The following is a 14,307-nucleotide window of genomic DNA, read 5'->3' as shown; positions in this document are numbered from 1 at the left end:
GGTATAGGCGCTTGACGTGACTCCTTCGCAGCAATGTCTTTCGAGCTCCTACATTGAATCAAAACTGCCGTACTGAACAATACACTCCAGATCAAAATTCCCTTCTTCAACATAATTTTCAATTGAGCTACAAAGATAATGCATAACGCTTGCCTGGCATGGTTTTTACTATAGCTTTGAACTCAAGTTGTAACAACAGATTGGCCAATTGGCCCTGAGTGTATCCCGATATTTGACTCAATTGGTCTATGTGCAACTCACCCTTATCCTGGAGTAAACCAACGATACATCTCTCCATTTCGTCCAGCTCATAAAACAACTCGCGTTTAGGTTTTGCCGGGCTTGCGGTCTCATCATACCAGGCCATAGCCCATTTTAGGTCCGCTGCATTCTCAATGAGCTGGGCTTTATTTTGCTTGATCAACAAATGGTTGCCTGACGATCCGGAATCAGTGATCCTGCCCGGAAAGACAAATACGTCCTTGTTGTAATCGAAAGCATATGCTGCTGTGATCATACTACCTCCATCCCTGGCCGATTCAATCACAACCAAAGCATCCGACATAGCTGCCACGATACGATTGCGACGTGGAAAATTTTCCCGATCAGGGTCGGTTTTGATTGGGTATTCGGTAATCAGCGCGCCATTCTCACACATTTGATCAGCGAGTCTTCTGTTTTCTGAAGGATATACGCGGTCAATTCCTGTGGCCATCACACCAATGGTAGTGATATTGTGCTCTACACAACTTCTATGGGCGTGGGTATCCACACCATAAGCCAATCCACTCAAGATGCTGATTTGCATTCCGGCAAGATCTCTCACCAATGCCTCGGTTAGCGCTTCTCCGTACAATGACATATTTCTCGTTCCTACAATCCCTATTGTTCTTTCAGGATTTAAGTTAGCAGAGCCACGCTGATAGAGGAGTATAGGACTATCCGGATAATGCTTGAGGCGATGGGGATAATCGTCGGACAAATAGCTAGTGATTTTGACCCCATGCTTCATACAATATTGCCATTGTGCCTGAGCCAATTCATCGGGTACAGCTTTACTAATATGTTGGGCAGTCGATGCTCCGATACCAGGAATTTTTATCAACTGCGAAGCTTTGGTTTTGAAAACTTGTTCTGCACTACCACAATAACTGATCAGAGTCCTTGCAGTCACATCGCCTACTTTATCTACCTGGCTTAGGGCAATTAAATAATAGAGCTCTTCCATAGAAATTTACGAAGTGATTATTGCTTCATATTGGATTGCATTAATGCTGCCGCTTGTTGTTTTAAATATTCTACCTGACCGGGTTCCAATTTACCAAAACTTGCATAATCCAAATACACAGTTGCCAGCATTTGATTCACAGTACCATCTAGCGGATCCATCGCCTGTGCATCTTTCAGATATTGGATTGCAAATGGATAGTTTCTATTTTTTTTGTACAGCACATCGTAGCCCACTTCTTTAAAAAACTTTGCAAGTTCTGCATGATTGCTGTTTTCCTTTTTCAGGTAGGTCAAAAACTCATTGGTGAATGTAAGTTCGGGATACATGCCTGCGCTCTTTTTGATCGATTGTAAAAATCGCACCAGGTCGTTGTCCTTTTTATACTTCTCAGCATACACACCGACTTTCATTATATGACCCTGAGAATATCGTGGATAAATCTCAAGAGCGCGGTCGATATATTTCTCAGCGATATCCAGATCCTGGTATTTTTTTATCTGATCGCTTTCACTTTCATATTTATGAAAATAAGTAACTCCTGTAAATAGATTTATCCGGGCACTGTTTTTTGAAATACCTATAGCACTCAAATTTAAGCTGTCTCCGGATTCCCATGCCGGCACTCTTAAAAATGATTTCAGGGAAAATAACAATAGAATCACCAAACCTCCGCCGATTCCCAGAAAATGCAATTGCTTCCGTGAAGATTGTGACCAGGTATAAAAATAATACCCCAGCAAAATACAAAAACCAAGGGAAGGTAAAAATAAAAATCTTTCATTCATAAAAGTACCCACTGGAAATATGGCATTGGATACAATGGACAATGTGATGTAAAAAAATAAAATAGCCATGGTCACAATGCTATGTGATTTTCTGCATTTCCAGGCAATCCAAAGACTGAGTATCACAGTAGCTAATGCCAATAAAAATCCGGGGCTGGATGGATTCATGATCGGCACATGGTAGGGATAATAGTCATGTGTCAGGGGATGTGGTACGAACACTAATTTGATATACCAAACTACAGTATAGAGTATTGTGCACCATTTTTGGATGAAATTCATCTCCACGAAAGGATCATTCATCAAATCTACTATTTTCAATTTTGTATCAAAGAGATATCCGATCACCTTTACCCTCAATAAAATAAATGCAAGGGAAGAAACTCCATATGGTATCATATAGCGGAAGGCTTCTTTCCAAGTGAATCCACTGATATAATAAAGTAGTATCGGAAAAGCGATGAGCAGAGTTATTGGATTTTCTTTTGACATTAATGCCAAAAAAAACATCACTCCTGTGACCCATGTCCAAATCCATTTTCTCGTGTCGTGATATTTCAATGTACATATCAGGGCTGCCACAGCAAACAGAGTACTCATGATTTCGTCTCGTCCTTTGATGTTAGCTACAGCTTCCACATGAGTTGGATGCACAAGAAATATCATAGCGGTCACAAAAGCAACCAGAGATGAAGCTTCCCGTTCAAATCGGTACGAAAACAATTTTCGCACTGCAAAGTATATCAACCCACAGCATATCCAGTATAAAAACACATTGATCAAATGTGAATAAGCAGGTTTGTATTTGTACAATTCATATTCCAAGGCAAAGCTTGCTATTGAGAGTGGTCGATACCTTGCTCCTGCAACATATGAAGTCTGCTTTCCAAAATAACCGGTAAAACTTTCATTAGCAAAGATGGAGTACAAACCATCCACACCTTTTTCCACGAATTTATTTTCCGAAATCACAATCGCATCATCCAAGGCAAAGCCATAACGGTATGTCTGAAAATATATACCCCATGCAACTAAACCCAGTAATATCCAAACCAAAACGGGATTCGAACTCAATGTGACAAACCAGTTTTTCATAAACTTAACAAATTTGGTGAAGTGATTGCATCTGGGCTTTAACGGCGAAAATAGAGGATTTTGATTATATATTAGGAAAAAGCAGATATGAATGTTTTACATTTGTCTCCGGTATGTACCTGAAAAATAATACAGCAAAGATCTTCCTGCTACTGGCCACCCTCAGTTTGCCACAGATGATGGCTGCACAATTCAACCTGCAAGTCGGGTATGGATTATCTTACCATCTCAATGAAACATACAACAGGGCTCTTGAAGATTTTGGGAAGCAAAACAGCTGGGTGAATACAAATTTTAAACCCCTGACCTTCTCCCACGGCTTGTATATAGGCTTGCGCAACAGATGGGATTGGTATGGTTTGGGTGTGAGTTGGCGAGCGCAATTTTTAAGGAATGACGCACAAGGTGTTATGGGCAATGAAAGCTATAAAAAGGAGTACTTTCACAGGTTTCATGATATTTCGGTATTTCATGAATTCGGAAATCCCTGGATGGACTTCGGTCTTAGCCTGGACTATACGATAACATCTGTCTCAGAGCGACATACCGGCTTGAGCTCCAAGCAGACACTCGGCAACTCCACAGGTATTGGATCTCACATTTACTTTAACTTTTATTTGGCGGCAGGATCATTTTTGGATATTGCATTGCAGCCCTATCTCGCATGGCGCTGGACATCAACAAACCTGAATGAAGTCGCCAAGGACTTGAACTCCGGCGACCCGCTCGACAAGCTCAAGTTTCACCATTTGGGCCTTTCGCTCATCTTTTGCAATGGCAACAAAAGAAGTCAAGATATCGACTGAGGAGAGATTTCAGCCATTTTTACCGCGCGGATTTTAAATTTCTGTTAACCCGGGAATTAATCTTGATAAATAGTTGTTTTGATTTGAAAATTAACCAGTATCTTTGCTGTATGTTTTCTTGTTCTTATCATCTGTTCATCCTAATGGGTTCACGTCAATATCTATAATTTATCCCTTGTCAAAATTTTTTTTTATTTATAATTCTTTTTTAAAATGAATCTTTACGTAGGAAACCTTGATTATTCTATCAAGGAAAGCCAACTGTTGGCCATGTTTAGCGAAATCGGAGAAGTTGCTTCTGTAAAAATCATTACAGACAAAATGACCGGCAAATCAAAAGGCTTCGCCTTTGTTGAAATGCCAAATGACGAGGAAGCTCAGCAAGCAATTGCAGAGTTGAATCAAAAATCTGTAAAAGAGCGTAACATCTCTGTTTCAGAAGCTAAACCACCTCAACCAAAAGAGAGAAGACCATTCAATCCAAGAGGAGGAGGTAACAACGACAATCGCTTCAGAAGGAGATAATCTGACCAGGCGATTTTGGTAAATCTTTGAGCTTTGGTTTCTTACTCGGGTGATTCCTATAAAGTCACCAACTAGTATCTGAACTCAATATCTGAAGATTTATAAGACATAGCCTGCTTCTCAGAAGGAGCAGGTTATGTTTTTTTAACGCTGAATGCTTCCCGAGATATCAGCGCTCTCAATAAGCTCCGTTCCTCCGACCATCAGCAACTAACAAAAGCTAATACAAACAGGCTCAAATCCCGGCAGAAATTTTGCGAAAGCATTGCTGACAGACAATCACGCAATAAAAACAAAAGCAAAAAAAAAAGCAGTAAAAGTAGTCGGCGAACTTCAACAACCAACATTTTAAAAAAATTACATTTCAATTTATTTTCATGCCACATTTTCAGCAATTAGGCTTAAACCCTTCCATATGCAACGCTTTGTCCTCATTAGGATTTGAAGAACCCACTGACATACAAAAACAAGCAATTCCGGTATTTCTAAAAGCAGAGAGAGATCTGATCGCCCTGGCTCAGACAGGAACAGGAAAAACTGCAGCCTTCGGACTCCCCATCCTACAAAATATTGATCCCGGGTCACCTGTCACACAAGCCCTGATCATTTCGCCTACAAGAGAACTTTGCCTCCAAATCACCAATGATTTGAAGAAGTTTGCCGTAGAAATGAGAGGCACTAAAATCGTTGCCGTGTATGGTGGCAGCAGTATTATCAATCAAATCAAAGATATAAAATCAGGTGCACAGGTCATCGTCGCTACTCCGGGACGCCTCATGGACCTCATCGACCGCAAAGCTGTCAAATTGCAGAATGTGCAGGTTGTTGTACTCGATGAAGCTGATGAAATGCTTAATATGGGATTTAGAGAAGACATGGAATCTATACTTTCCCATACACCAGATGAAAAGATTACCGGATTGTTTTCTGCAACCATGTCGCCGGATATCAGAAGGATAGCAAACGATTACCTGAAAGACCCAATTGAAATTACCATAGGCAGAAAAAATACAGCCCAACAAAATATCACCCATCAATATTCTGTCGTTCACGCCAAAGACAAATATTCTGCTCTAAAGAGAATCATGGACTTTCATGAAGATTTCTACGGCATCATATTTTGTACCACTAAAATCGAGACCCAGGAACTCAGTGATCATCTGGTCAGAGATGGTTATAGCGCTGATTGTCTTCACGGCGATCTGGCCCAGGCGCAGAGAGACAAAGTCATGCATCGTTTCAGACATAAAGCGATCAAAGCTTTGCTTGCGACAGATGTGGCTGCGAGAGGAATAGACGTAAAAAATCTGACGCATATCATACACTATCACCTCCCGGATGACATAGAAAATTATACACATAGAAGTGGTCGCACCGCTCGCGCAGGACAGAAAGGATACAGTATTGCATTGCTACATACTAAGGAAGCGTATAAGCTGCATCAGATAGAAAAATTAGCAGGTGTCAAATTTGAAAAATATCTCATTCCAAAAGGTGAAGAAGTCATACAGACGCGTGTGAAAAACTTCATTGATGAATTTACGGCCAGCAGCGAAGAAACCAGCGATGAAAGCATGGCTTTCAAAAATGAATGGATATGGCCACTTATGCAAATGTCCAAAGAAGAGCTCGTGCAAAGAATACTTCAGGCAGAACTCAAAAAAATAACCGCCCAATATGCTCATTCCACAGATTTGAATGTTGAAGAAAGACCTAAAGAAAAATTTGGTAAGAGTTCCGGAGATTATAGTTCGGGCTCGGGTTCAAGATCAAGAACACAGGGACAACGAAGCCGATCGGGAAATGACGTCAGACTTTTTGTTAATCTTGGAAAAAAAGACAGTTTGAAATATGATGAACTAAGAGAAATCATCTTTCAAATGACAAAAGTGAGTGGCAGACAGGTGAAGGATATTGAAATGAAAGGAGTGTATTCTTTTTTTATGACCGATCCGGAAAGTGCTGAAAAAATGTGCAAACCAAAATTGGGCCAATACAAAGGCCGTCCTGTCAGAATTCAAAGCGCAGACGAACAAAAAGAATTTCGCGGACCACAATCAGAAAGTGGGCACAAAAGATCAAAAAAGAAGAACAAAAAATAGGTCTCTTTCTTATTGATTTAATTCAGGTTTGACTGACAACAATTCAAATTTGCCACTAAGTCCAAATTTTAACTTGCTTTGCATTTGAAAAGCGATTTAGATTAGCATTATTTAAGCACTTCTTTTAAAAAAGAAATCCCTAAGCTTTTCTTTGAAAGACACAATTATTTATTGAACTTGACGTTGACATACCTATTGGGCATGTACGTGCACCCAAAGCCATCTTATTTCAAACATATCGTAAATAATGCATCTTTAGTCATTGAAAGTAAACTTTTTACTTGTACTCCCACTCAACAAACAAATATAGCATTAAAGCAATATACTCAATATGCCTAGAATTGGTCAAGATAAAATCGAGAAACTAAATTCAAAAGTTTAAAATGTTAATAAGAATTATAATATCATATTTAATAATATTATTAATATGCAATAATACTAATGGTCAAATCTCGGATATAAAAATAGATTCTCTGACTATAAAAGATGCAATATTTCAGTTACTATGCTATCCTTATAAGGATATAATCTGGCATGGTCAGCAGAAAATGTATAATTATAAAACAATCATACCTGCCAATATCTATAATCAACAACAAGAAGACAAGTATGAATTTATTAAAAAAGATCTAAAAAAAAAGCGAATAAAAATAATAGAAACCATTGACACTATAGAAAAATGGACGGTATATGTAGCGGATAGTGCAAAATTTGCTCAAAATACAAATATGATGAAATCTGAATCAAAGGATAATGAAAACTTTGTCTTTGAAGATACGGAAGATAAAAATAATTATTCACAGGCCACAATTTGGTTTAGTAAGGTGAATCAATTTTTTATAGACTTTCCTCAAGGTAATGATGAATTTCAAACTCCCTATGATAATATTTATTGGTATCCTAAAGCAAAATTCCCTATAGAAATGACCCACAAAGGGATATTAGATACAATCGGTTTTGAATTCAAATTCGAAATCCCCATGTTCTTCCATAATAATTATCCTGCAATGCTCCAATTTTACCATTGCTACTATGGCCTCTGGATAGATCGTAGCTTTGAGCGCAGAAAAAGAATCCATGTATTTCAACGAAATTAAACTATGTATGCCCGATGAAATATAAATCCACTCTTTCCACTTTCTTCCTTACCTTATCAGCGGCTTGTATTATTGCAAAGCCTTCCATTTCCCTTGATACGATGCCGAATTTCGGTCGTGCAGATATAATTCTTACATATTTCTGTGGCGTGAATGAAAGAGATATAGTATTCGATAATTTATTGCCTGAACAACTTCCCCAAATAGAAATAAAAAACTGCCTCAGAATTAATAACTCTCAGCAGAAAAAAATAAATTTTGTCAAAAAGAAATTGAATAAACTAGGGTACAATTTAGAAGCATCCTTTGACTCCATTGAAATATGGAAGATTTACGTATATGACACGCTCCAATTTTATCAAAGTGCGCATGTCAGGTCTATCAGTCAATTAAAAGACTCCCTGATCAGTCCCGGTGAGAGACTGGATTCCAATGCCTATTTCCAGAAAGTAATGCTGAGAAAAAATTATACTAAATTTGAGATCTCCTTGAACTTAATGTTCCATCCTTCCGAGTACGGCTATTATTACGACAGCATCTATTGGTTTCCAAAAGCGATCTACCCCATAGAGATCGATTATCAGGGCATTTTAGACAGTGATGAACTGATCTTCGACTATATCATACCCCTTTTCTTTCAAAACAATTTTCATGGGATGCGGCGCTATTATGGCATGTACTATGGCCTTAACACTATGAGAGAATATAGGCTCAGGAAAAGAATCCATCTTTCCAGAGCAAAGTGAGCTCATTGTAAAAATAAGCTTGCTATGTTTGGAAGATTAGCTATTTTAGCTGGAGATTAAGCAATAGATTTTAGTGTCCACCATATGGAATAAACTGAATATGTCCGCATCTGTAATAATAATTAATACTATATACTCCTTTATATGAAGAAACTAATTATACTCCCATTTTTATTAATAAATATTATTCAAATCGAATCATTTGCCGAATGCCAATCTCCAATCAAAGACACTATTCTAACGATAAATGCTATTAATCAAATTTTAGGATATAGTCCAAAAGATATTATCTGGCACATTAAGGAACGAATATATCAAAATAAAATAACAATCCCAAATAAAATTTACTCTGCTGATCAACGTCAAAAATTAAAATACTTACGAAAAGAATTAAAGAAAAAAGGGTTTAAAATAATTGAAACAGTTGACACTATTGAATTATGGAAAGTTTTTATTCTAGATAGCTCAAGATTCATAAATCAGTCAAAAATATCAAAAAAAATTAATAGGAACAATGGAAGCTTCGATGCAGAGCCACAAATTGATTCCAATACATACTCACAACAAATTATAAAATTTAGCAAATCCTCCATTTTTTTAATAGATTATGATTTCCCAAACCCTCAAAATACAACATATGATATCACTGAATGGTATCCTAAGTCCAAATTCCCAATTGAAGTGAACTATAATGGAATCTTAAATTCTATGGGTTTTCAATTCCAATTTACCATCCCCATTTTCTTCCATAATAATTATCCTGCAATGCTCCAATTTTACCATAGCTACTATGGCCTTTGGATAGATCGTAGCTTTGAGCGCAGAAAAAGAATCCATGTATTTCAACGAAATTAATCTATATATGCCGATGAAATATAAATCCACTCTTTCCACTTTCTTCCTTACTTTGTCAGCGGCTTGTATTATTGCAAAGCCTTCCATTACACTTGATACGATGCCGAATTTCGGTCGTGCAGATATAATTCTTACAGATTTCTGTGGCGTGAATGGAAGAGATATAGTATTCGATAATTTATTGCCTGAACAACTTCCCCAAATAGAAATAAAAAACTGCCTCAGAACTAAAAACTCTCAGCAGAAAAAAATAAATTTTGTCAAAAAGAAATTGAATAAACTAGGGTACAATTTAGAAAGATCCTTTGACTCCATTGAAATATGGAAGATTTACGTATATGACACGCTCCAATTTTATCAGAGTGCGCATGTCAGGTCTATCAGTCAATTAAATGACTCCCTGATCAATCCCGGTGAAAGACTGGATTCCAATGCATATTTCCAGAAAGTAATGCTGAGAAAAAATTATACTAAATTTGAGATCTCTTTGAACTTAAAGTTCCATCCTTCCGAGTACGGCTATTATTACGACAGCATCTTTTGGTTTCCAAAAGCGATCCACCCCATAGAGATCGACTATCAGGGCATTTTAGACAGTGATGACCTGATCTTCGACTATATCATACCCATTTTCTTTCAAAACAATTTTCATGGGATGCGGCGCTATTATGGCATGTACTATGGCCTTAACACTATGAGAGAATATAGGCTCAGGAAAAGAATCCATCTTTCCAGAGCAAAGTGAGCTCATTGTAAAAATAAGGTTGCTATGTTTGGAAGATTAGCTATTTTAGCTGGAGATTAAGCAATAGATTTTTAGTGTCCACCATATGGAATAAACTGAATATGTCCGCATCTGTAATAATAATTAATACTATATACTCCTTTATATGAAGAAACTAATTATACTCCCATTTTTATTAATAAATATTATTCAAATCGAATCATTTGCCGAATGCCCATCTCCTATCAAAGACACTATTCTAACGATAAATGCTATTAATCAAATTTTAGGATATAGTCCAAAAGATATTATCTGGTACAATAAGGAACCAATATATCTATATAAAATAGCAGTCCCAAATAAAATTTACTCTGCTGATCAACGTCAAAAAATAAAATACTTACGAAAAGAATTAAAGAAAATAAATGTTATAATAAAAGAAACCATCGACACTATAGAAAAATGGACGGTATATGTAGTGGATAGTGCAAAATTTGCTCAAAATGCAGATATGATGAAATCTGAATCAAAGGATAATGAAAACTTTGTCCTTGAAGATAAAGAAAATAAATATAGCTATTCACAGGCCACAATTTGGTTTAGTAAGGTGAATCAATTTTTTATAGACTTTCCTCAAGGACCTGACGAATTTCATAGTCCCTACCAAATGGGCCATTGGTATCCTAAAGCAAAATTCCCTATAGAAATGACCCACAAAGGGATATTAGATACAATCGGTTTTGAATTCAAATTCGAAATCCCCATTTTCTTCCATAATAATTATCCTGCAATGCTCCAATTTTACCATAGCTACTATGGCCTTTGGATAGATCGTAGCTTTGAGCGCAGAAAAAGAATCCATGTATTTCAGCGAAATTAATCTATATATGCCGATGAAATATAAATCCACTCTTTCCACTTTCTTCCTTACTTTGTCAGCGGCTTGTATTATTGCAAAGCCTTCCATTACACTTGATACGATGCCGAATTTCGGTCGTGCAGATATAATTCTTACAGATTTCTGTGGCGTGAATGGAAGAGATATAGTATTCGATAATTTATTGCCTGAACAACTTCCCCAAATAGAAATAAAAAACTGCCTCAGAACTAAAAACTCTCAGCAGAAAAAAATAAATTTTGTCAAAAAGAAATTGAATAAACTAGGGTACAATTTAGAAGCATCCTTTGACTCCATTGAAATATGGAAGATTTACGTATATGACACTCTCCAATTTTATCAGAGTGCGCATGTCAGGTCTATCAGTCAATTAAAAGACTCCCTGATCAATCCCGGTGAAAGACTGGATTCCAATGCATATTTCCAGAAAGTAATGCTGAGAAAAAATTATACTAAATTTGAGATCTCTTTGAACTTAAAGTTCCATCCTTCCGAGTACGGCTATTATTACGACAGCATCTTTTGGTTTCCAAAAGCGATCTACCCCATAGAGATCGACTATCAGGGCATTTTAGACAGTGATGACCTGATCTTCGACTATATCATACCCATTTTCTTTCAAAACAATTTTCATGGGATGCAGCACTATTATGCCATGTACTATGGTCTTGAAACTATGAGAGAATATAGGCTCAGGAAAAGAATCCATATTTCCAGAAAAATTAATAGTAATTATTCAAAAAGATATATCTTGATATATTGAATGCTTACTTTTAAAGCCGAAAGCAACTATAGAATTAAATATATTTTATATATGCCCTTCTTGAATGTGCAGACTATAATATATAGTCGATTTTGATTAATCTATAAAGGATTCATTTTTTATTGGAATAGCTATAAATTTGACTTTATTATATCAAAAATTATTGATTATTAAAAATACCCAAGATAGGGTATTTTTTCGCACGCTGTATTCTGATATCTTTGTTTCTAAATACTAATTCTCATCAAATTACAAATTTTTAAAAAACAAAATACTACTATGAATAAATTCTATGTCTTTATTGTTTTTCTTAATTCTAATGTCCATAATCTTTGGGGCCTGTGAGAAAAAAAATGAGATTGCTGAGTATAATATTATTCCTATTACTGTGGAAAATGCAAAAGAATATTATATTAAATCAAAACCTCTCACAATTCGGTCTGATGAACAAACCATGCCTACTGCCCTTCCTGATGTAAAACTGGCTTGGAATTTAGCTTATTACCCTTACCCTTCTACTCAAGCTATATTATTTGTCCCTATAAAAGATACTTCGCTTAACACAAATAAATATTGTGACGCTACAATGGTATTCTTGAGAGATTCACTCCAGAATATATCAAAAAGAATGCTCGTTTTATTGATGGATAAAAATTACTATAATTCCCTCAACATCTCACCTACTTTAGATAATTTCACCGGAATTTCCTTCCAAATTAACGAGGACTTTGAAGCAGGTGTTCTCTGTGAATATTATCATGGAGAAATGTACAATTATCTTGATACTTGCTTTTCACAATTAGAAACTAATCTTAATACTATAACAACACGTGGATGGCCTATAAAATGTCCTCGCTTTAGTAATTCATGGTGGGAATCATTCAGATCTGGATTTGGGGATTTACTTTCCGATTTCTTCGATTGGCTAGGAGATATATTTAATGGGAAAGGATCCGGAACTGGTGGTGGAGGTACCGGTACCGGAAATACTTCCGGTTATAATGGGCAATTTGGGGGTTCTGGTGGCCCATCTGAAGGAAACTATGGTAGCGGAGGTGGTGGAACTTCTAACAATAATCCAAGAATAAATATAAGAGATATCTTTGGAGAATATGAACTCAAACTCATTACAAAAGTCATTGATAAACTAAATAACTACTTCCAGGTCGAGTTTGACATCTACCAATGGTTGCTTTTGGTCGATCCTGATTGTCTCTTTGAAATAGCAGGATTAAAGCAAATTTCAATAGATAGCATAGGGGAACTAGATTGCATCCAAGAATATCTTAAATTTAGAGATTCTGGACTCACTGCTGAGGAGTGGGAGGATTACAAAGAAGATAAAGAATGTAAGCGGAATACCGCAAATAAAACAAAAGTAGATGAATTTAAGGCCGAGATTTCAGAGATTCTTAAGAATGAACTTCAGCAATTAGCATTAGACTTTCCAGGGGCAGAATTAGATGCCGACTTGCTAAAAAAGATTGCTTCAAAAGTTATACTAAAGAAGACAGGGAAATTAATACCATTTGTTGGAATAGGATTCGACTTAGTTGAATTGAAAGCTGCTTATGCGGCAGGTGATTATCTTGCAGCAGGGTTAGCATTCGGGTCGATTCTAACAGAAATCATTCCATGCACTATGCTTGCTGATGTAGCTATTGATGCAGCTTCAATTGGAAATGCTATTTTTAAAGCTTATAAGTCATTGAGTGAATTAAAGACTTTTCTTGGTGCAAATAGCTCTATCTTTAAGGCTATTTCGGAGATAATAGATGAATTAGGTCTTATAGACGCACTCGAATGGGTAAAAAAAGGATCTAGCAATGTTGGGCAATTTGCTGTGTCTCTAGGTAGTAAATCTGTTGAAGAATTCTTAGAATTACTAGGTACAAAGTTAGGTAAAAATTGGATTCAAAATGGAAATGTGAAAATTCTTGATTATAGTGGAATTATATTAACAAGTTATATTGATGCAAGTTTTAATGGACCAGCTATTCAGATTCAATTACCTGGAGGTGTTAAATTCAAAATAAGATTGCAATGACAAGTATTACAAAAGAAATTTTCATTTCTAATACGAATTTAAGATTATTAAAATCATTATTAGGAAAAAGCTTAACAAGTTTTGATTTTGATCAGTCTCAATATATAAGATTTAATTCGCAAGACAAGTTAATAGAAGTTGCTTGGCCAGGTGTTTTAACTTTAGTATCTCTAAATGGAATTGAATCAGTTGTCAACTTAGATTTTGGAGGTGAAAATACTTTAGATGAATGTGGATATGAAATTGTAAATTTAAGAATTAGCAATAGTAATAAGGATTACTCTAAAGGGCAAGGAATATCAATGGACTGGTTTGAAGTTTCAAAAATAGAAGTTTATAGTAATCATATATCGGCACATTTGAATGACGATGAATTTTTTATAAACCCAGCAGCAAATTTTGTAAAATCTCATAATTGTCATGAACTGGAATATATAGTTAATATTGACGAAATATTATTATTTTATTCATCTAATAATAAGAAAATAATGTTACAAGTAATTGAGAGTATGAATGGCTCTGTTAAAATGCATTTTAATGAGACACTAATAGATAAAATACTTGCAAATGAATATCATGTTCATTCGCCTAAGAAAAATTTTGTAAAACGATTGACATTATAATAAATTGAGG

At 36.0% G+C, this 14,307-nt stretch carries 13 protein-coding genes; 11 read left to right on the top strand and 2 right to left on the bottom strand.

The window, feature by feature from the left end; genetic code table 11:
* Nucleotides 1–127 precede the first annotated feature (127 nt).
* A complete protein-coding gene (gene dprA / locus IPI99_07270; GenBank protein ID MBK7340309.1) occupies nucleotides 128–1,228 on the bottom strand; it encodes a DNA-protecting protein DprA in 1,101 nt (366 codons plus the stop codon).
* 17 nt (nucleotides 1,229–1,245) lie between these two features.
* On the bottom strand, nucleotides 1,246–3,111 hold the full coding sequence (locus IPI99_07265) for a glycosyltransferase family 39 protein (protein MBK7340308.1): 1,866 nt from the start codon (nucleotides 3,109–3,111) through the stop codon (nucleotides 1,246–1,248).
* A 113-nt stretch (nucleotides 3,112–3,224) separates the two neighbouring features.
* On the opposite strand from IPI99_07265, the gene IPI99_07260 reads away from it, so the two are divergent.
* The 11 genes from IPI99_07260 (at nucleotide 3,225) to IPI99_07210 (ending at nucleotide 14,297) form a co-directional block, all read left to right on the top strand.
* Entirely contained in the window at nucleotides 3,225–3,917 is a 693-nt protein-coding gene (locus IPI99_07260; protein ID MBK7340307.1) for a hypothetical protein, read from the top strand.
* Nucleotides 3,918–4,130: 213 nt separating this feature from the next.
* On the top strand, nucleotides 4,131–4,442 hold the full coding sequence (locus IPI99_07255; protein ID MBK7340306.1) for an RNA-binding protein: 312 nt from the start codon (nucleotides 4,131–4,133) through the stop codon (nucleotides 4,440–4,442).
* 377 nt (nucleotides 4,443–4,819) lie between these two features.
* Complete coding sequence (locus IPI99_07250) at nucleotides 4,820–6,544, top strand: DEAD/DEAH box helicase (protein ID MBK7340305.1); 1,725 nt, start codon at nucleotides 4,820–4,822, stop codon at nucleotides 6,542–6,544.
* A gap of 383 nt (nucleotides 6,545–6,927) precedes the next feature.
* Nucleotides 6,928–7,641 carry a hypothetical protein gene (locus tag IPI99_07245; GenBank protein MBK7340304.1) on the top strand — a complete coding sequence of 238 codons (714 nt, stop codon included), beginning with the start codon at nucleotides 6,928–6,930 and terminating at the stop codon, nucleotides 7,639–7,641.
* Between the two features lie 14 nt (nucleotides 7,642–7,655).
* Nucleotides 7,656–8,387 carry a hypothetical protein gene (locus IPI99_07240; GenBank protein MBK7340303.1) on the top strand — a complete coding sequence of 244 codons (732 nt, stop codon included), beginning with the start codon at nucleotides 7,656–7,658 and terminating at the stop codon, nucleotides 8,385–8,387.
* Nucleotides 8,388–8,531: 144 nt separating this feature from the next.
* Nucleotides 8,532–9,242 carry a hypothetical protein gene (locus IPI99_07235; protein ID MBK7340302.1) on the top strand — a complete coding sequence of 237 codons (711 nt, stop codon included), beginning with the start codon at nucleotides 8,532–8,534 and terminating at the stop codon, nucleotides 9,240–9,242.
* Nucleotides 9,243–9,255: 13 nt separating this feature from the next.
* Nucleotides 9,256–9,987, top strand: a complete 732-nt coding sequence (locus tag IPI99_07230; GenBank protein MBK7340301.1) for a hypothetical protein — start codon at nucleotides 9,256–9,258, stop codon at nucleotides 9,985–9,987.
* Nucleotides 9,988–10,132: 145 nt separating this feature from the next.
* Entirely contained in the window at nucleotides 10,133–10,846 is a 714-nt protein-coding gene (locus IPI99_07225) for a hypothetical protein (protein ID MBK7340300.1), read from the top strand.
* A 13-nt stretch (nucleotides 10,847–10,859) separates the two neighbouring features.
* Nucleotides 10,860–11,627, top strand: coding sequence for a hypothetical protein (locus IPI99_07220; GenBank protein ID MBK7340299.1), 768 nt, complete (start codon nucleotides 10,860–10,862; stop codon nucleotides 11,625–11,627).
* Nucleotides 11,628–11,946: 319 nt separating this feature from the next.
* Nucleotides 11,947–13,674, top strand: a complete 1,728-nt coding sequence (locus IPI99_07215) for a hypothetical protein (GenBank protein ID MBK7340298.1) — start codon at nucleotides 11,947–11,949, stop codon at nucleotides 13,672–13,674.
* Complete coding sequence (locus tag IPI99_07210) at nucleotides 13,671–14,297, top strand: hypothetical protein (protein MBK7340297.1); 627 nt, start codon at nucleotides 13,671–13,673, stop codon at nucleotides 14,295–14,297. Before IPI99_07215 ends, IPI99_07210 begins: the two co-directional genes overlap by 4 nt.
* Nucleotides 14,298–14,307 lie beyond the last annotated feature (10 nt).

The sequence above is a fragment of the Saprospiraceae bacterium genome (assembly GCA_016710235.1).
GTDB lineage: Bacteria > Bacteroidota > Bacteroidia > Chitinophagales > Saprospiraceae > Vicinibacter.
The sequence above is the reverse complement of the archived record's forward strand: the minus strand, read 5'-3'. Positions and strand labels throughout refer to the sequence as shown.

Bases quoted from the DNA above. Each gene is read 5' to 3' on its own strand.
- IPI99_07225 (MBK7340300.1), top strand. From the start codon at position 10,133: ATGAAGAAACTAATTATACTCCCATTTTTATTAATAAATATTATTCAA.
- IPI99_07210 (MBK7340297.1), top strand. From the start codon at position 13,671: ATGACAAGTATTACAAAAGAAATTTTCATTTCTAATACGAATTTAAGA.
- IPI99_07240 (MBK7340303.1), top strand. From the start codon at position 7,656: ATGAAATATAAATCCACTCTTTCCACTTTCTTCCTTACCTTATCAGCG.
- IPI99_07245 (MBK7340304.1), top strand. From the start codon at position 6,928: ATGTTAATAAGAATTATAATATCATATTTAATAATATTATTAATATGC.
- IPI99_07265 (MBK7340308.1), bottom strand. From the start codon at position 3,111: ATGAAAAACTGGTTTGTCACATTGAGTTCGAATCCCGTTTTGGTTTGG.
- IPI99_07230 (MBK7340301.1), top strand. From the start codon at position 9,256: ATGAAATATAAATCCACTCTTTCCACTTTCTTCCTTACTTTGTCAGCG.
- IPI99_07220 (MBK7340299.1), top strand. From the start codon at position 10,860: ATGAAATATAAATCCACTCTTTCCACTTTCTTCCTTACTTTGTCAGCG.
- IPI99_07255 (MBK7340306.1), top strand. From the start codon at position 4,131: ATGAATCTTTACGTAGGAAACCTTGATTATTCTATCAAGGAAAGCCAA.
- IPI99_07260 (MBK7340307.1), top strand. From the start codon at position 3,225: ATGTACCTGAAAAATAATACAGCAAAGATCTTCCTGCTACTGGCCACC.
- IPI99_07235 (MBK7340302.1), top strand. From the start codon at position 8,532: ATGAAGAAACTAATTATACTCCCATTTTTATTAATAAATATTATTCAA.
- IPI99_07250 (MBK7340305.1), top strand. From the start codon at position 4,820: ATGCCACATTTTCAGCAATTAGGCTTAAACCCTTCCATATGCAACGCT.
- dprA (MBK7340309.1), bottom strand. From the start codon at position 1,228: ATGGAAGAGCTCTATTATTTAATTGCCCTAAGCCAGGTAGATAAAGTA.
- IPI99_07215 (MBK7340298.1), top strand. From the start codon at position 11,947: ATGTCCATAATCTTTGGGGCCTGTGAGAAAAAAAATGAGATTGCTGAG.